The sequence below is a fragment of the Actinomadura vinacea genome, assembly GCF_039532545.1.
In the GTDB taxonomy this organism is placed as follows: domain Bacteria; phylum Actinomycetota; class Actinomycetes; order Streptosporangiales; family Streptosporangiaceae; genus Spirillospora; species Spirillospora vinacea.
The window spans coordinates 1-15,992 of record NZ_BAAARW010000030.1 but is presented as its reverse complement, the minus strand read 5'-3'; the positions used below and the strand labels follow the sequence as shown (position 1 = coordinate 15,992).

The 15,992-nt window shown below is 71.6% G+C and carries 19 protein-coding genes; 15 read left to right on the top strand and 4 right to left on the bottom strand.

Annotation, left to right across the window (positions count from 1 at the left end; genetic code table 11):
- Window positions 1–46 precede the first annotated feature (46 nt).
- Window positions 47–640 carry a TetR/AcrR family transcriptional regulator gene (locus ABD340_RS36435; RefSeq protein ID WP_344595329.1) on the top strand — a complete coding sequence of 198 codons (594 nt, stop codon included), beginning with the start codon at window positions 47–49 and terminating at the stop codon, window positions 638–640.
- Here ABD340_RS36435 and ABD340_RS36430 read toward each other — a convergent pair.
- Window positions 633–1,283 (bottom strand): TetR/AcrR family transcriptional regulator, encoded by a 651-nt coding sequence (locus ABD340_RS36430; RefSeq protein ID WP_344595327.1) that lies wholly within the window; start codon window positions 1,281–1,283, stop codon window positions 633–635. The two genes, ABD340_RS36435 and ABD340_RS36430, sit on opposite strands and share 8 nt — an antisense overlap.
- An 87-nt stretch (window positions 1,284–1,370) precedes the next feature.
- Here ABD340_RS36430 and ABD340_RS36425 point away from each other — a divergent pair, with 87 nt between their 5' ends.
- The 4 genes from ABD340_RS36425 (at window position 1,371) to ABD340_RS36410 (ending at window position 4,688) form a co-directional block, all read left to right on the top strand.
- Window positions 1,371–2,933, top strand: coding sequence for an MFS transporter (locus ABD340_RS36425; protein ID WP_344595326.1), 1,563 nt, complete (start codon window positions 1,371–1,373; stop codon window positions 2,931–2,933).
- 36 nt (window positions 2,934–2,969) lie between these two features.
- Window positions 2,970–3,347 carry a BlaI/MecI/CopY family transcriptional regulator gene (locus ABD340_RS36420; RefSeq protein ID WP_344595324.1) on the top strand — a complete coding sequence of 126 codons (378 nt, stop codon included), beginning with the start codon at window positions 2,970–2,972 and terminating at the stop codon, window positions 3,345–3,347.
- Window positions 3,344–4,294 (top strand): M56 family metallopeptidase, encoded by a 951-nt coding sequence (locus ABD340_RS36415; RefSeq protein WP_344595323.1) that lies wholly within the window; start codon window positions 3,344–3,346, stop codon window positions 4,292–4,294. Before ABD340_RS36420 ends, ABD340_RS36415 begins: the two co-directional genes overlap by 4 nt.
- A 61-nt stretch (window positions 4,295–4,355) precedes the next feature.
- On the top strand, window positions 4,356–4,688 hold the full coding sequence (locus ABD340_RS36410) for a BlaI/MecI/CopY family transcriptional regulator (protein ID WP_344595322.1): 333 nt from the start codon (window positions 4,356–4,358) through the stop codon (window positions 4,686–4,688).
- Here ABD340_RS36410 and ABD340_RS36405 read toward each other — a convergent pair whose 3' ends face one another.
- Window positions 4,689–5,378 (bottom strand): class I SAM-dependent methyltransferase, encoded by a 690-nt coding sequence (locus ABD340_RS36405; protein WP_344595321.1) that lies wholly within the window; start codon window positions 5,376–5,378, stop codon window positions 4,689–4,691. It lies immediately after the preceding gene.
- 237 nt (window positions 5,379–5,615) lie between these two features.
- Between ABD340_RS36405 and ABD340_RS36400 the strand changes: the two genes are divergently transcribed.
- On the top strand, window positions 5,616–6,542 hold the full coding sequence (locus ABD340_RS36400) for a C40 family peptidase (RefSeq protein WP_344595570.1): 927 nt from the start codon (window positions 5,616–5,618) through the stop codon (window positions 6,540–6,542).
- A gap of 89 nt (window positions 6,543–6,631) precedes the next feature.
- The gene (locus ABD340_RS36395; RefSeq protein ID WP_344595320.1) at window positions 6,632–6,937 is read left to right on the top strand and encodes a metal-sensitive transcriptional regulator; all 306 of its coding nucleotides are present in this window, start codon (window positions 6,632–6,634) and stop codon (window positions 6,935–6,937) included.
- Here ABD340_RS36395 and ABD340_RS36390 read toward each other — a convergent pair.
- On the bottom strand, window positions 6,934–7,308 hold the full coding sequence (locus ABD340_RS36390) for a BlaI/MecI/CopY family transcriptional regulator (protein WP_344595318.1): 375 nt from the start codon (window positions 7,306–7,308) through the stop codon (window positions 6,934–6,936). The two genes, ABD340_RS36395 and ABD340_RS36390, sit on opposite strands and share 4 nt — an antisense overlap.
- Before the next feature lie 328 nt (window positions 7,309–7,636).
- On the opposite strand from ABD340_RS36390, the gene ABD340_RS36385 reads away from it, so the two are divergent.
- From ABD340_RS36385 to ABD340_RS36360, 6 genes are all read left to right on the top strand, one after another.
- Window positions 7,637–8,101, top strand: a complete 465-nt coding sequence (locus ABD340_RS36385; protein WP_344595317.1) for a DUF4396 domain-containing protein — start codon at window positions 7,637–7,639, stop codon at window positions 8,099–8,101.
- Between the two features lie 56 nt (window positions 8,102–8,157).
- Window positions 8,158–8,538: a BlaI/MecI/CopY family transcriptional regulator gene (locus ABD340_RS36380; protein WP_344595315.1), complete on the top strand. Its 381-nt coding sequence runs from the start codon at window positions 8,158–8,160 to the stop codon at window positions 8,536–8,538.
- A gap of 4 nt (window positions 8,539–8,542) precedes the next feature.
- Entirely contained in the window at window positions 8,543–9,475 is a 933-nt protein-coding gene (locus ABD340_RS36375) for a M56 family metallopeptidase (protein ID WP_344595314.1), read from the top strand.
- Between the two features lie 159 nt (window positions 9,476–9,634).
- Window positions 9,635–10,663 carry a C40 family peptidase gene (locus ABD340_RS36370; RefSeq protein WP_344595312.1) on the top strand — a complete coding sequence of 343 codons (1,029 nt, stop codon included), beginning with the start codon at window positions 9,635–9,637 and terminating at the stop codon, window positions 10,661–10,663.
- A 91-nt stretch (window positions 10,664–10,754) separates the two neighbouring features.
- On the top strand, window positions 10,755–11,075 hold the full coding sequence (locus tag ABD340_RS36365) for a hypothetical protein (protein WP_344595311.1): 321 nt from the start codon (window positions 10,755–10,757) through the stop codon (window positions 11,073–11,075).
- Between the two features lie 72 nt (window positions 11,076–11,147).
- Window positions 11,148–13,247, top strand: a complete 2,100-nt coding sequence (locus ABD340_RS36360; protein WP_344595309.1) for a VanW family protein — start codon at window positions 11,148–11,150, stop codon at window positions 13,245–13,247.
- 56 nt (window positions 13,248–13,303) lie between these two features.
- On the opposite strand, the gene ABD340_RS36355 is transcribed toward ABD340_RS36360, so the two are convergent.
- Entirely contained in the window at window positions 13,304–14,509 is a 1,206-nt protein-coding gene (locus ABD340_RS36355; RefSeq protein ID WP_344595308.1) for an NAD(P)/FAD-dependent oxidoreductase, read from the bottom strand.
- 170 nt (window positions 14,510–14,679) lie between these two features.
- Here ABD340_RS36355 and ABD340_RS36350 point away from each other — a divergent pair, with 170 nt between their 5' ends.
- Window positions 14,680–14,886: a heavy-metal-associated domain-containing protein gene (locus ABD340_RS36350; protein WP_344595307.1), complete on the top strand. Its 207-nt coding sequence runs from the start codon at window positions 14,680–14,682 to the stop codon at window positions 14,884–14,886.
- 1 nt (window position 14,887) lies between these two features.
- Window positions 14,888–15,871, top strand: coding sequence for a hypothetical protein (locus ABD340_RS36345; RefSeq protein ID WP_344595305.1), 984 nt, complete (start codon window positions 14,888–14,890; stop codon window positions 15,869–15,871).
- Window positions 15,872–15,992 lie beyond the last annotated feature (121 nt).

The window sequence follows — 15,992 nt, the reverse complement described above, 5'->3', positions numbered from 1 at the left end:
TAATAAGTCAAACAGTGATGTTCGGGTTGCCTGGTAGGGTCGGAGGATGGCGACACAGGGGCGACGGCCCGGAGGGCGCAAGCGGGCGGACGCCGAGCGCAACATCGCGACGATCGTCTCCGCCGCCACCGAATGCTTCGCCCGCGACCCGGACGTCAGCATGAGCGGCATCGCCAAGGCCGCCGGCCTGGGCAGGGTCACGCTGTACTCGCATTTCCCCTCGCGGGAGGACGTCCTGAGAGCGGTCCTCGACGCGTCCATCGCCGAGGGGACGGACGTCATCGAGGCCGCCGCGCCACACCAGGGGCCGCCCGCCGAGGCGTTCGCCCGGCTGATCCGCTCGTGCTGGCCGATGCTCAGCCGCTTCGGCGGCCTGCACACCGCCGCGCAGCGCGCCCTCACCGCCGACGAGGTGCGGCGTTACCACGACGAGCCGATGGCGCACGTCGAGCGCCTCATCGACCGCGGTCAGAAGGAGGGCGCGTTCCGCGCCGACCTCCCGGTCGATTGGCTGGTGACCACCGTCTACTCGCTGCTGCACACGGCCAGCGGCGAGGTCGCCGCCGGACGGATGGCCGCGGAGAACGTCGGCGAGATCCTGGAGAAGACGCTGCTGGCCGTCCTGAGGCCGATCAGCTAGGCACGGCGGGGGCCTGCGGCGCGAGGAAGATGCCGGTGAGTGCCGCGATCAGCCGTTCGGTGTCATCGCCGCGACCGGCCCAGATGTCGTCGCCATGGCCGGGCGGTGCCAGGTCGGCGAGCGCGTCCATCTGGTGCAGCGCCAGGACGCCGACCATCGTCCGGTAGCGGAACGCGACCTCGCCGGCGGGGAGGCCGGGGAGTGCCTTGGTGAGGGCGTCGAGGTAGCGGCCTTCCACGTGGCCGACCTCCGCGGCGAAGAGCCGGCGGACCTCGGGCCCGGGTTCGCACAGGACCCGCCCGATGAAGCGGGCGACGTGCTCGCCGCGTTCGCCCTGCCGGCGCACCAGGTCGGCGCCGGTCACCACGAACGCCCGCACCAGTTCTTCGACGCCGGGGTCGCCGCGGGTGCACAGCTCGTCCAGCAGGCGGTGCCGTTCTTCGCTGACCGAGGCCATGGCGCGACGGGCCACCGCTCTCAGCAGTCCCTCTTTCGACTCGAAGTGGTAGTAGATCGACGCCACGTTGACCCGCGCCGTGGTCGTGACCGCGCGGAGCGAGGTGCCGGCGAAGCCGCGCTCGCCGAACAGCCGCTCCGCGGCGTCCAGGATCCGGTTCCGGGTGGCCGCGGCGTCGATGCCCATGCCGCCGAGTATAACGATCGCTTGATTTAACCCGAACACATATGTTTGAGTTAAAGCGATCGTTCAATAGGTGAAGAGGTGGTGCCCGTGACCTCCACGGGAACGAACGTGCACGAGAGCCCGCCCACCGCGGGCCGGAGCCGCAGGCTCGCGGTGCTGGCGGTGATGTGCGTGGCGCTCATCGCCGTGGTCGGCATGCTGGTCTCGCTGGCCGTGGCGCTGCCCGGCCTGGCCCGCGACCTGGGGGCGACCGAGGCGCAGCTGCAATGGGTGATGAACGCCTACGGCGTGGCGTTCGCCGGCCTCCTCCTGCCGTGCGGCGCGCTCGGCGACCGGTACGGGCGCAAGGGCGCGCTGCTCATCGGCCTGGTGATCTTCGCGGTGGCCACCGCGGCGGCGCTGTGGGTGGACGGCACCGGAGCGCTCATCGCCTGGCGCGCCGCCGCCGGTGCGGGCGCGGCGCTGATCATGCCGATGACCCTGTCCGTCATCACCGACGTCTTCCCGCCCGAGGAGCGCGGCCGCGCGGTGGGCGTGTGGTCCGGCGTGTTCGGAGGCGGCGGGCTCGTCGGCATCCTGGTCGCCGGCGGGCTGCTGGAGGCCTACTCCTGGCGCTCGCTGTTCGTGTTCAACGCCCTGCTGGCGGTCGCGGCGGTCGCCGCCACGGCTTTGGTCGTGCCGACCTCGCGGGACCCGCACGCCTCGCCGCTCGACATCCCGGGCGCGGTGCTGTCGGTGGCCGGAGTGGCCTCGCTGGTCTTCGCCATCGTCGAGGGCCCGGAACGGGGCTGGACCGACCCGCTGGTCGCGGCCGGCTTCGGCGCGTCCGCCGCGGCCCTGGCCGCCTTCGTCCTGTGGGAGTCGCGCACCGCACGGCCCCTGCTCGACCTGCGCATCTTCCGGCTGCCGGGGGTCTCGGCCGGATCCCTGGTGATCGTGATCGAGTCGATGGCCGCCTTCGGCGTCTTCTTCCTGCTCCTGCAGTACATGCAGGAGATCCTGGGCTACTCGGCCTTCCGTGCCGGGCTGGGCCTGCTGCCGCTCGCCGCCGCAATGATTATTTTCTCGCCGAGCGCGCCGGGCCTCGGGCACCGCTTCGGGCTGCGCGCCGTCATCGGGCTGGGGATGGCGCTCATCGCGGGCGGGCTCGCCGTGCTGTCCCTGATCGACGCGGGATCCGGTTTCTGGCCCGTCCTCGCGGGCGGGGCGCTCATGGGCGCCGGGGTGGCGTACGCGGCGACCCCGGCCACCGACGCCATCCTCGCCTCGCTGCCGGCCGCCAAGCAGGGCGTCGCCGCGGCACTGAACGACATCACCCGCGAGCTGGGCGCCGTTCTGGGGATCGCCATCCTGGGCAGCGTCTTCAACTCCAGCTACCGCGGGGACGCCGGGCAGGCCGCCCGGTCCCTGCCGGATCCGGTCGCGGAGGTGGTGCGCGACTCCCTCGCCGGGGCGCTGGAGGTCGCGGCGCGGATCGGCGGCGAACCCGGTGCCCGCCTCGCGGACGCCGCCCGCGACGCCTTCGCCGCCGGGATGAGCAACGCCCTGCTGGCCGGCGTCGCCCTCGTCGCCGTCGGCGGCGTCGTGGCGGTCATGATCCTTCCCGGACGCTCCCGCGAGCCCGCCACTGACTACGATGTATCGTCGTAGCAAAGCTCGATGGCGGTGCTGGGAAGGGTAGTGGGGATGGCTGCTCTGTCGCGGTTCGGTGACCTGGAAGCCGTCGTCATGGAGCGGTTGTGGTCGTACGGGCGCGCGGCGAACGTGCGCGAGGTCCTCGAAGACCTGAAGCGGGACCGGACGATCGCCTACACCACCGTCCAGACGGTGATGGAGAACCTCCACCGGAAGGGCTGGCTGCGGCGCACCAAGGTGGGCCGGGCCCACGTGTACGAGCCCGTCGCCACCAAGGCCGGCTACACCGCCAAGCTCATGCGGGACGCGCTCGCGACCAGCGACAACCAGGCCGCGGCCCTCGTCCATTTCCTCTCCGACCTCTCCCCGGCGGAGGCGGAGGCGCTGCGCGCGGCGCTGAAGGTCGTCCCGCAGGAAGGCCACGCGTGATCAGCACGGTCGCCCTGCTGGCGTACGCCGCCGTCCTCGCCGTGCTCGGCGGGCGGCTCCTGCGACGGGTCGGCCGGCTGGAGCGGGCGCCGCGCCTGGGGCTCGTCCTGTGGCAGGCGGCGACGGTGTCGGTGCTGGGCGCGGTGGTGCTGGCCGGGCTGACCCTCGTCGTGCCCGCGGGACGCCCGTCGCACGGCCTCGCCGACATCCTGAACGCCTGCCAGACGCTGCTCCAGTCGCACTACGGCGGGGTGAAACAGCCGGTGGGCGCCTACGCCGGGCTGCTGATCGCGGCCGGAGTGAGCGCCTGGACGGCGGCCTGCGTCATCGTCACCTTCGCCGTCACCGCGCGGCGGCGGAGCGAGCACGTGCGGGTGCTGGCCGTCGTGGCGCGGCGCCGGCCCGACCTGGACGCGCTGGTGCTGGAGCACGACCAGCCCGTCGTGTACTGCATGCCGGGCCGGCGCCGATGCGTGGTGCTGTCGACCGGGGCGCTGGAACGCCTGACCGAGGCGCAGCTCGCCGCGGTGCTCGCACACGAACGCGCGCACCTGGGAGCGCGCCACGACATCGCCGTGAACATCGCCGGCGCCATCGCCTGGGCCTTCCCCGGGGTCCCGCTGTTCCGGGCGGCGCGGCACGAGATCGCCCATCTGGTGGAGCTGCGGGCCGACGACGTCGCGGCGCAACGGCACGACCGCGCGACCATCGCCGCCGCCCTGGTCACCGTCGGCGCCGGACGGATACCCGCCACGGCCCTCGCTGCGGGCGGACCCGCGGCGATCGTGCGGGTCCGGCGACTCCTGGGCCCGCACCGGAGACTGTCGCGCCCCGCCCGCGCGGCCGGGGCGCTGGGCGCCGGGCTGCTGATCGCGGTGCCGGTCGTCCTGGCGGCGAACCCGGCCGTCCTCGCGATCCTCGAACGGCACTGCCACCTACCGCTGTGATGGCCCGCACAGGGCTACTATTAAAGATAGTAGCTGTGGGGAGGTGGGTACCCTGCCCAAGGTGCACGATCTGGAAGCCGCCGTCATGGAGCTGATGTGGTCGTACGACCACGCGGTCGGCGTCCGCGAGCTTGCGGACGACCTGCGGCGCAACCGCGCGGTGGCACCGGCCCTCGTCGCCAAGCTCGTGAACAGGCTGCGCCGGAGCGGCTGGCTGCGCCGCGAACTGGTCGACGGAACCTACCTCTACGAGCCGACCGCCACCCGGAGGGAGTACGCCGACCGGCTGATGCGCGAGGCGCTGGCCTCCGGCCGGAACGCGGCCTCGGCCTTCGTGATCCGGATCCCGTCCGCCCGCGCGGTGCCGGGCCCGATCCGCTGCGTGCCGGGCTGATCAGACCCGGCCCCAGACGACCCCCGCCTCCTGCACGACCTGGACATGGCCGACATCCTCGAAACCGGCGTCGCGCAGGGCGGTCATCCAGAAGCCGGGCGGAGCGGGGTAGGAGCCGCCGAAGTGGAAGCCGAACTTCACGAGGTTCTTGGCGATGCGCCAGACACCGCCGGGCCCCTTCGCGGCCAGGGTGCGGACCTTCTTGCGCAGGATCCGCTGGTCGCCGGGGGAGAAGCCGCGGCCGAACATCATGTCCCCGATCACGAGCCGCCCGCCGGGGCGTAGCCAGCGCCGTGCGCGCACCACCATCTCCCGCTTGTCGGCGTTGTACAGATGGTGGAGCACGTAGTTGGACACGACCAGGTCGACGCTTCCCCGCGGGACCGCGAACTCCGTCAGGTCGGCCGCGATCGGGACGAGATTGTCCAGCTGCGCCGCACCGGCTTCACGGCCGAGTTCCGCCAGCACCTGCGCCGCGGGATCGACCGCCACGATCCGTTCGAGCGTCTGGGCGAGGGGGATCACCAGTCCGTGCCCGGCGCCCAGATTCAGTCCGATCTCTCCCGGTTCGGGGCGGGCCCTGCGCAGGATCTCCTCGCGGACCGCGGCCAGGGCGGCGGAGTCGGTGTCATGGTGATGGTGGCGGGCCGCGGCCGGCCGGCCGCGTTCCCTCGTCGACTGCCTCTTCATCCCCGCCCCTCTGGTCTGCTACTAGCTAGCTTAGTAGGAATTCGAACGGTACTGCCAGGTGGCGGAACGGTGGCCATTTGGTGACGTATGCCCGCCTGACGTGGCGCCCCGGGCGGAGATAGGCGATCTTCCCGGGTCGGCACATCTAGTACTAGGTCATGTAGTAGCTTGTCCTCGGTCAAGGCCCGGGACGCCCAAGGAGGGCCCGGGAAGCCCAAGGAGGACTCTGTGCATCGGATGCCGGTACGTGCCGCGACGGTGGCGGCCATCGTCGTCTCCGGTCTTCTGACGACCACCGGTCCCGTCCAGGCGGCCCCCGCGCCGGACCCGGACAAGCTGGGACGTCAGGCCGAGATCCTCACCGAGGAGTACAACGGCAAGCGCCTCGCGCTGAAGAAGGCGCGCCTGGCCCAGAAGGCCGCGGAACGGCAGGCGCGGCAGGCGGGCGCCGACTACGAGAACGTGCGCCGCAAGGCCGGGGTGCTGGCCGCCTCGCAGTACATGACCCCGGGCGCGGAGTCGGAGGTCTCCCTCTTCATCGGGGACGAGCCCCAGGTGGCGCTGGACCAGTCGGCGGCGTCCCGCTACCTGGCCGCGCAGCAGGTCCAGCAGCTCCGCGAGCTCGCGCTGACCAGGATGCGCTACGAGCGCAGCGCGGGAGCCGCCCGCACCCGCACCGCCGAGATCCAGAAGCTCACCAAGGACCTGGCCGCCAAGAAGGCCAAGATCGAGAAGCTGATCAGCAAGATCCCCAAGTCGCGCGGGGGGTCGAGTGGCGGGGCCGCGCAGTCGTCGTCGGCCAAGGGCAAGGCCGGGGTCGTGGTGAACGCCGCGCTGTCGCGCGTGGGGACCCCGTACGTGTACGGGGCGGCGGGGCCGAGCTCCTTCGACTGCTCCGGCCTGATGCTGTGGGCCTACAACAAGATCGGCATGAACCTCCCGCACTACACCGGCGCGCAGTACAACATGGGCAGGCGCATCTCCTCGCAAAGCCAGCTGCAGCCGGGCGACATCATGTTCTTCTACCCGGACCTGGGCCACAACGGCATGTACATCGGCGGCGGCAAGATGGTCCACGCGCCCCGCTCCGGCAAGGACGTCGAGGTCGTGGATCTCGCCGCGTACTGGGCGGGGCAGTTCGTCGGAGCCTCGCGCCTCCTCTGAACCCGGCTGGCCTCCGGCGTCCTGGCGGCCCGTCGCCGGGGCGCCGTCGAGGGCTGTATACCCTTAGGGGGTTCAGGTACCCTGAAGGCATGGAGACGACGAAGAGCGCCCCGCCGACGCGCGGTTACAGCGCCACCAAGGGTCAGCTGCAGAACCGGCTGCGACGTGTGGAAGGACAGGTCCGCGGTGTGCAGGCGATGGTGGAGGAGGACCGTTACTGCATCGACGTCCTCACCCAGATCTCCGCGATCCAGGCCGCATTGGACAAGGTCGCGCTAGGACTACTGGACGATCACGTCGACCACTGCATGAGCGAAGGAAGGGTCGAGGGCAGGGAGGACGAGGCCAAGGCCGAGATGATGGCCGCCGTCGGACGTCTCATGCGACGCGGCTAGCGGCTGTTCCGGGGAGGGACGACCTTGAGCGCCGTGCGGAGGGCCTCGGCCTCCTCGGGCGAGAGGTCGGAGAGGAAGTGCACCAGCGCCGCGGCCTGGTTGTCGCTGGTGGCGAGCGCTTCCCGCATGAGCTTGGCGGTGTAGCCTTCGCGCGAGGAGACCGGCTCGTAGATGTAGGCGCGGCCCTGCCGGGTGCGGCGCAGCCAGCCCTTCTTGTGGAGGTTGTCCATCACGGTCATGACCGTGGTGTAGGCGATGGTCCGGGTCTGCTGGAGGTCTTCGAGGACCTGGCGGACGTTGGCGGGACGGCCGTAGGACCACATCCGGTCCATCACCGCGGCCTCGAGCTCACCGAAACGCTGCCCGGCCACGCGTCCACCGCCCTTCGGTATCGCTCCACCCCGGAGTAACCAGTACTACAACTGATAGTAGCAGCGCGGCGAAGCGGAGCAGGCGGCCGGCGGGCCGATCTCGGCCGCGTGTCGGGTCGTGATCGCACGATCACCTACTACGAGCTGCGGATAAGTCGCCGATCACGGCAGGATGCCCGGCGCGCCCGCCGTCGCGACGTGGCTGGTCGCACGACCGTCCGGGGTTGCCGCAAAACTTACTATCATTCTTAGTAAATATCGAAGATGGGTGGTCCGGATGGGTATGCATGAGCGGGACGGTTCCCCGTCCGAAAGCGGATCCGAGCACATGGATCACGGTGCCGGTCACGGGGGAGCGGTCAGCTGGGGGATGGCCGCGCAGGCGACGCTGCACTGCCTGACCGGCTGTGCGATCGGCGAGGTGCTGGGCATGGTGATCGGCACCGCGCTGGGCTGGTCGAACCTCCCGACGATCGCGCTCGCCGTGGCGCTGGCGTTCGTGTTCGGCTACGCGCTGACCATGCGGGGCGTGCTGCGCGCGGGCCTGTCCCTGCGCGCGGCGTTCAAGGTGGCGCTGGCGGCCGACACGCTGTCGATCGCGATCATGGAGATCCTGGACAACGGGGTCATGCTGGTCATCCCGGGGGCCATGCACGCCGGTCTGGCCAGCCCGCTGTTCTGGGGGTCGCTGGCGTTCGCCTTCCTGGTCGCGTTCCTGCTCACCACGCCGGTCAACCGGTGGATGATCGGCCGCGGCCAGGGGCACGCGGTCGTGCACCAGTACCACCACTGAGCGGCACACGGCGGGGTCGCCGTTGGGCAGAATAAGGGGGAGACGGGGGTGATCGCGTGGTCGGACCGGCGGGGTCGCTGGAGCGCGCCGTCATGGAGGCGCTGTGGGCGGCTCCCGGGCCGCTGCGCGTCCGCGAACTGCTGGGACGACTGAACGAGGGGGCGGCGAAGCCGCTGGCCTACAACACCGTGCAGACGGTGGCGGAGCGGCTGTCCCGCAAAGGCATGCTGACGAAGATCCCCGACGGCTCTGCCTTCCGCTACCGCCCCACGCGTGCCCGGGAGGACCATGTGGCCGCGCTCATGCTGGACGCCCTGACCGGGACCTCCGACCACGGCGCGGTCCTGGCGCGGTTCGCCGAGCGGGTCGCCGCCGAGGACGCCCGGCAGCTGCTCGAAGCGCTGCGCCGCCGGGCCGCCGGTGAGCCGGGGCCCTGATCGGATGCTCGCCCTCCTGATCGTCCTGGTCGCGGCCGTGCTCCTGCTCGGCTGTGCGGCCGGGATCGCGCTGGATCGCCTGCGGCCCTCGAAGGCGCACCCGGGAACCGCCGTCGCCTGCTGGTTCGGGGCCTTGGCGGGGACCGTCGCGGCCGTCGCCGGCGTGCTCGCGATCGGGCTGCTGTGGCCGCCGACGCCGGGGCACGGGTTCTTCGAATGGCTGCGCGGCTGCCTGCCCCATCATCGGCTCGCGGTCGTCGCGCTGGGCGGGCTGGCGAGCCTGCCCGTGGTGTGGATGTGCTGCGCCCGGCTGGCCGGCGGGGTCCCCCGCGTCCGCCGCGCCATCCGGCAGCGGCGCGACCATCGCGAGGTCCTGCACATGGTCGCGTATGAGGACGGCGACCATCCCGACGTCCTGCTGCTCGACCATCCCGTTCCGGTCGCCTACTGCCTGCCCTCGCGGTGGCGGCCGATCGTCGTGAGCACCGGTGCCCGCGAGCGGCTGTCCCCCCGGCAACTGGAGGCCGTTCTCGAACACGAGCGCGCACATCTGCGCCAGCGTCACCACGCCCTGCTCCTCCTGCTGGACGTCGTCCACGCGCTGCTGCCGTGGCTGCCCACCGTGCGGCGGGCCAAGGCCAGGATCCCCGTCCTGCTGGAGATGGCGGCGGACGACGCGGCGGCCCGCACCAGCGGGAACCGCCCCCTGGCCGAAGCCCTGCGGCAGATCGCCACCACGCCGGAGTTCGCCGGTGCGCTTGCGGCCTCAGGGCAGGGACGCGGCGCGCTGTCCCTGCGGCTGACCCGCCTGGAAGAGGAGACGGGACGGCCGCGCCCGATCGTTCGGCCGATCGCCTGGGCACTGTCGCTCTGCGCGGTGGCACTGCCGTTCACCGCGGCGGTGGCGGCCGTCGCGAAGCTGGTCGGCCCCTGCTGATACGGGTGTGACTTATAGCGTGAGTTGAGCGCTTGGGTGGCGAATTGGTCTGGAACCTCCTACCCTCCGTAGGGGCCGTCCCACGGGGTGGCTTCTTTCGTGTGAGACCTCATGCGAAGCGCCGGACCGGACGGCGCGCGCTACATGAGAGGACAGTGCATGCTGCGAGGCGCCGACGCCCGGCTCTCCCGCTTGGCCTTGTCCGCGACCGGGTCGGTCGCGGCCGTCGCGCTGGTAACGCTCCTGGCACCGCCTCCGGCGTCGGCCGAGCCGGAGCCGTCCCGCCGCGAGCTGACCGCGCAGCAGCGCGAGCTCACCGACGAGGCCGAGCGGCTGACCGAGCAGTTCAACGGGCTGCGGGTCCGCCTCCAGCAGTCCCAGCGGGCCGCGAAGGCCGCCGAGCAGAACGCCCGGCGCCAGCAGCAGGCGCTGGAGGAACTGCGCGGCGAGGTCGCGACCATGGCGGCGGAGACCTACAAGAACGGCAGCGCCGATCCGTCCGCCGCGTTCGTCTCCTCCTCGGACCCGCAGGCGGTGCTCGACCGCTCCGCGACGATGGACTACTTCGCGCGCCAGAACGGCACCCGGGTCGCCGCTCTCCTGCGGACCATCCAGGCGTCCCAGCGCGCCCAGAAGTCGGCCTCCGACCGTGCGCGGCAGGTCGAGCAGCTGGCCGCCGACTCGCAGCGCAAGAAGAAGGAGCTGGAGGGCAAGCTCGCCAAGGTCGAGCGCAAGCTGAACATCGGCGCCGCGCTCCCCAAGAAGGGGGCGGCCCCGGCCGTCGACCCGGACGGCGCCTCGGCCAAGGCCATGGGCGCCGTCAAGGCCGCCCTGGGCCAGCTCGGTCTCCCCTACTCCTGGGGCGGCGGCACACCGTCCGGCCCCAGCTTCGGCATCGCCCAGGGCTCCAACATCAAGGGCTTCGACTGCTCCGGGCTCACCATGTACGCCTACGCCCAGGTGGGCATCAAGCTGCCGCACTACACCGGCAGCCAGTTCAACGCCGGCACCCGGGTCTCGCGCGGCGCGCTCAGGCCCGGCGACCTGGTGTTCTTCCACAGCGACCTGCACCACATGGGCATGTACATCGGCAACGGCAAGATGGTCCACGCGCCCCAGACCGGCGACGTCATCAAGGTCAGCCCGATCTCCGGTCGGCCTTTCGCCGGCGGCGTCCGCATCGCCTGACGACTGCCGATGCACCGATAACGCCCGAATCGCCCGTCCGCAAGCCCTACTATTTCCCGTAGTAGTCCGGAATGCCGGAGGTGAGGTCTGGGTGAGGATCCCCCGGCGCGTCGACACCGCCTTGGAACGGCACGGGGGCGCGCTCGCGCTCACGACGGCACTGGTGATCGCGGCGGCGGCGCTGCGCTGGCAGCCGGCCCTGGCCACCTTCGTCCTCGGGGCGGTTCTCGGGGGCTTTCTCGGCCACCGGCGATTGAGCGGCCGCCTCCGCAGGGCACGCCGCGAGAACGGCGAGCTGCTCCGGCAGAACGGCGCGCTCCGGCACCGGAACTCGGTCCTGACCGGCGGCTTCGCCGCCGGCGTTCCGCCCCGTCCCGTCGCGGCCGGCACAGACCATGCGGGCGCGTCCTGAGCATCACGGACCGCCACCTACCATCCCCGCTAGGGGATCTTCCAGTGGGGGAGCGATGAGGAGACGGGAACGGTGACCGAAACGTCCGGCGGCGACCACGGACGACCGACGTCCGACGACGCCCAGGAACCACCGGCGCCCGGCGGCGCCCACGAACCGCCGGCACCCGGCGGCGACCAGGGACAGACGGTGCCGGACAGTGGCCACGGACAGATGACGCCTGGCAGCGCCCAGGACCCGCAAGTGCCCGGCGGTTTCCAGGTCCCGGCGGCGCCCTGGGGTGACCAGGAACCGGCGGTGCCCGGCGGTGACCACGGACCTGTGGTGCCCGGCGGTGACTACGGATCGGTGCCGCCGGGCGGCGACCAGGGGCCGGTGCCGCCCGGCGGTTTCCAGGTACCGGCGGTGCCCGGCGGCGACCACGGCCCTGCGGCGCCCGGTGGTTTCCAGGTACCGGCGGTGCCCGGTGGTGTCCAGGGACCTGTGACCCGGTCGCGGCTGCCCCGCCATCTCATGCTGGTCGCGGCGGCGGTGCTGGGTGTGCTGCTGGTGACGGTCGTCGTCCGGGTCGTCGCGATCGCCGGCGAGGTGCCGGGGGGCACCAGGGTCGCCGGGATCGACATCGGCGGGCTCTCCCCGCGGGCGGCGGAGGCGAAGCTGGCCATGGAGCTGGCCGACGACGCGGAACGGCCGATCGCGGTGACCGCCGCGGGCCATCGCTTCACGATCTCGCCGACCGAGGCGGGCCTGTCCCTGGACGTGCGGGCCACGGTCGCCGCCGCCGGCGGCGGCGCCCCCTCCCCGGCCGACCTCCTGCGGCCGTGGCTCGGCGCACGTACCGTCGAGCCGCACGTCAAGGTCGACACGGGCAGGCTGACGGCCGCGGTCGACGGCATCGCCAAAGAGGTGGACCGGCCCCTCCGCGAAGGCGGCGTCCGCTTTGTGGGCACGCGGCCGGTGCCGGTCGCGCCCAAGCCGGGGAACGAGATCGACCGCGCCGCGGCCCAGCGAGCGATCAAGGAGGCGTTCCTCGACTCGCGCCCGCAGGTCACGGTGGCGCCCCGGCCCACCACCCCGACCGTGTCGGCGGCCCAGGCGCAGCGGTTCGCGCAGACCACGGCGCTCGCGGCGGTCAGCAAGCCGCTGCAGCTGACCGGCCAGGGCCGAACGGTGCCGGTGCCGCCATCGGAGATCGCGCGCGGCCTCCGGTTCGTCGCCGACGGCCGGGGTTCGCTGCGCCCCGAGTTCGACGCGACCGCGGTGGCCAAGCTCGCCGACAAGCGGTTCGTTCCGGCCGCCCAGGCACCGCGCGACGCGACCTACGAGGTGAAGAAGGGCAAGCTGCAGCTCGTCCCGGCGCGCACCGGCATGGGCGTGAACGCCGCCAAGCTGGGCCAGGCGATCACCGGCGTGCTCGCCTCCGGCGGAGCCCGCAGCGTCCCGGTCCAGGTGGTCACCACACCTCCGCGGGTCACCGACGAGCAGATCCGGGCGATGGGGATCAAGGAGAAGATCAGCACGTTCACCACCCAGCACCCCTGCTGCGCGCCGCGCGTGACCAACATCCACACCATCGCCGGGATCGTCGACGGCCACATCGTCAAGCCCGGCGAGACGTTCTCCCTCAACAAGCTCGTCGGCAAGCGCGACCGGGCACGGGGCTTCGTGCCCGCGCCCATGATCCTCAACGGGCGGTACGTCGACGACGTGGGCGGCGGCATCTCCCAGTTCGCCACCACCATGTTCAACGCGGTGTTCTTCGGCGGGCTGCAGGACGTGCAGCACACCCCCCACATGTTCTTCATCCCCCGGTACCCGCCGGGACGGGAGTCGACGGTGTCCTTTCCCGAGCCCGACTTCCGGTGGCGCAACGACTCCCCGCACGGCGTCCTGATCAAGACCGCGTACACCGGCACCTCGATCACCGTCTCGTTCTGGAGCACCAAGCGGTTCGACATCGAGTCCCAGTCCTCGGGCCGGTACGCCGTGCGCGGCTACGAGACGGCCAAGGACTCCGGCCCCAAATGCATTCCGATGCCCGGCGCCGAAGGCTTCTCCATCGACGTGTGGCGGATCTTCAAGAAGGACGGCCAGGTCGTGCGGAAGCAGAAGTTCCGCACCGTCTACCAGCCCGAACCGAAGCTCACCTGCGAGAAGGCCTCCGGTAGATAAGCCCCTGCGCCAGGACGAGCGCCGGCCTGCCTTCCGGCGCTCGTCCTGGGAGGTCGTCAAGCCGCGGCGGCTGACAAGGGTTGCCGTGCGGCGATGGCGCGCCGCATCCGGATGAGCTCTTTGGGCCAGTTGACGGCGACGGCGCCGACCAGCGTGCCGCCCCGGCCGAAGCCGATGGCGAACTTCTCCTCCTCCGGCGAGCCCGCGACGACCACGGCGTCGTCGGCGAGCCGGGGAAGGCCGGCCCACTGGACGCGGGCACCGTGCACCCGGGTGCCGAGCGAGTGCACCTCGGCGAACGGGACGGCCTCCCGCGGGCCGCGGAGCAGGTTGCGCGCGGCGGCGGCCCCCTGCTCGTTGGCATTGGCCCAGTGCTCGACGCGGACGTACTCGTCGTCGAAGACCGCGTGCGGCCAGCGGGCGACGTCTCCGGCCGCGACGACGTTCGCCGCCCCGTCGTCCGTGCCGCCTTGGACGAAGAGCGCGGCGTCGGTGAGGACCCCGCCGTCTACGCGCAGCCCGCTGCCGTCCAGCCATTCGGTGTTGGGAAGCACGCCCAGCCCGGCGACGACGAGGTCCGCGGGAACGGAACGCCCGTCGCTCAGCCGTACGGCCCGCACCCTGCCGTCGCCTTCGAGGGCGGCCGCACGCGCGCCGGAGATGAGATCGACGCCGTGGTGCGAGTGGCGGTCGGCCAGCCATGCGCCGACGGTGTCGCCGAGCGGTCCGGCCATGGGGAAGGGGGCGGCGTCGATGAGGGTGACCTCGATTCCCATCGCGCGCAGGGTGGAGCCGACCTCGCCGCCGATGATGCCGCCGCCGATGACCGCCACGCGGCGAGGACCCTCCGCCAGCGCCTTGCGCAGGCTCACCGCGTCGTCGATGGTGCGGAGCAGGTGAACCCCGGCGAGGGACATGTCCGCCTCGGCCAGGCGGCGTGGCCGTGCGCCAGTGGCGATCACCAGGCCGTCGTAGGCGACCTTGGTGCCGTTGTCGAGCGTCACGGAACCGCGTGCGGTGTCCAGCCCTACCGCGCTCCGGCCCAGCAGCCACTCTGCGTCCAGTTCGCCGTCGCCTGGAAGCGCCACGTCGTCGTCGCCGGTCAGGACGCTCTTGGACAGCGGCGGCCGGTTGTAAGGAAGGTGCGGTTCGGCGCCGATGACGGTGAGGCCTCCGGTGTGGCCCTCGTCCCGCAGTGCCTGCGCGGCGCGCAGGCCGGCCAGTGACGCGCCGACGACCACGAGCCGGTCGAACGTCCTCATCGTGTTTGCCTCCTTGGCTTGGTCGGGTATGCCATGGCTTACCCCCGAGGGGTATCTTCTTCAGGATCGTACTCGATTAACCCCTAGGGGGTAGGGGTTGCAATCGATCGATCCGCGTGGCACCATGGCGATGGAAGGTACCCCTAGGGGGTATTGGAAAGGAGAGCGAGATGAATAACGCCACCTACACCGTCTCTGGGATGACCTGCGGGCACTGTGTGAACTCGGTCAAGGAGGAGGTGGGTCAGGTCGCGGGTGTGAGCGATGTGGCCGTCGACCTCGCGACCGGCCGGCTGACCGTGACCAGTGACACGCCCCTCGACGAGGCCCAGGTTCGGGCCGCCGTCGAGGAGGCCGGATACGAACTGAAGGTGTGAGATGAACTCCGCGACCAAATTGGGAGCGTACGCGCTGGGCCTGGCCGCCGTCTTCGGAGGCGCACTCGGGGTCGGCGACATCGCCGGGCCCGTCGGCGCCACCACCGAGACCGCGCAGCACGAAGGCGGCGGGCACGGGACGGGCGGTCAGAAGGCCGGGGGTGGACACGGCGGCACGAGCGCCGCCGGGGGCAGCACCTCCACCCGCGTTCCGGGCGGGCTCCAGGTGTCCGAAGGGGGTTACACGCTGAATCCGGAGGCGACCACGGTCGAGCCCGGGAAGCGGTCCGACTTCCGTTTCAGGGTGGACGGCCCCGACGGCAAGCCGGTGACGCGGTACAAGCCGCTGCATGGCAAGAAGCTGCACTTGATCGTCGCCCGCCGTGACCTCTCGGGTTTCCAGCATCTGCATCCGACCGAGGCCGGTGGCGGTGTGTGGACAATCCCGCTCACGCTTCCCGATCCCGGCGCGTACCGCTTCTTCACCGACGTCCAGCCGGAAGGGGCCGAGAAGCAGCTGACCTTGGGCACCGACGTCACCGCTCCTGGCGACTACCGTCCGCGGGTGCTGCCGAAGGCCGAGCAGGTCGCGAAGGTCGACGGTTACGAGGTGAAGCTGGACGGCCGGCTCGTTCCGGGGCAGTCCAGCAAGCTGACCCTCACCGTGAGCAAGGACGGTGCGCCGGTCACCGACCTGGAGCCGTACCTGGAGGCGTACGGTCACCTGGTGGCGCTGCGCGACCGCGACATGGCCTACCTGCACGTCCACCCGGACGGTGAGCCGGGTGACGGCAAGACGCGGCCGGGTCCGTCGGTCACCTTCTACGCCGAGGTGCCGAGCACTGGGGCGTACCGGCTCTACCTGGACTTCCAGCACAAGGGCAAGGTCCGCACCGCGGAGTTCACCGCCACGACCGGAGACGAGGGGACACCCGTCCCGCCTGCCAAGCCCGAGGACGGGCATGGCGGCCACGAGCACAACTGACATCCCGCACGACCATCCAAAGAAGGAGGAGCGATGACTTCCGGCAACGCGCTGGACCGGGTCGAGTTGGCGATCGGCGGGATGACGTGTGCCTCGTGCGCCGCTCGTGTCGAGAAGCGGT

Excerpts from the sequence above, each read along its gene's own strand:
- ABD340_RS36435 (WP_344595329.1), top strand. The coding sequence starts at position 47 with ATGGCGACACAGGGGCGACGGCCCGGAGGGCGCAAGCGGGCGGACGCC.
- ABD340_RS36400 (WP_344595570.1), top strand. The coding sequence starts at position 5,616 with ATGCCGGTACGTGCCGCGACGGTGGCGGCCATCGTCGTCTCCGGTCTT.
- ABD340_RS36350 (WP_344595307.1), top strand. The coding sequence starts at position 14,680 with ATGAATAACGCCACCTACACCGTCTCTGGGATGACCTGCGGGCACTGT.
- ABD340_RS36405 (WP_344595321.1), bottom strand. The coding sequence starts at position 5,378 with ATGAAGAGGCAGTCGACGAGGGAACGCGGCCGGCCGGCCGCGGCCCGC.
- ABD340_RS36375 (WP_344595314.1), top strand. The coding sequence starts at position 8,543 with ATGCTCGCCCTCCTGATCGTCCTGGTCGCGGCCGTGCTCCTGCTCGGC.
- ABD340_RS36355 (WP_344595308.1), bottom strand. The coding sequence starts at position 14,509 with ATGAGGACGTTCGACCGGCTCGTGGTCGTCGGCGCGTCACTGGCCGGC.
- ABD340_RS36370 (WP_344595312.1), top strand. The coding sequence starts at position 9,635 with ATGCTGCGAGGCGCCGACGCCCGGCTCTCCCGCTTGGCCTTGTCCGCG.
- ABD340_RS36385 (WP_344595317.1), top strand. The coding sequence starts at position 7,637 with ATGGATCACGGTGCCGGTCACGGGGGAGCGGTCAGCTGGGGGATGGCC.
- ABD340_RS36430 (WP_344595327.1), bottom strand. The coding sequence starts at position 1,283 with ATGGGCATCGACGCCGCGGCCACCCGGAACCGGATCCTGGACGCCGCG.
- ABD340_RS36345 (WP_344595305.1), top strand. The coding sequence starts at position 14,888 with ATGAACTCCGCGACCAAATTGGGAGCGTACGCGCTGGGCCTGGCCGCC.
- ABD340_RS36420 (WP_344595324.1), top strand. The coding sequence starts at position 2,970 with ATGGCTGCTCTGTCGCGGTTCGGTGACCTGGAAGCCGTCGTCATGGAG.
- ABD340_RS36395 (WP_344595320.1), top strand. The coding sequence starts at position 6,632 with ATGGAGACGACGAAGAGCGCCCCGCCGACGCGCGGTTACAGCGCCACC.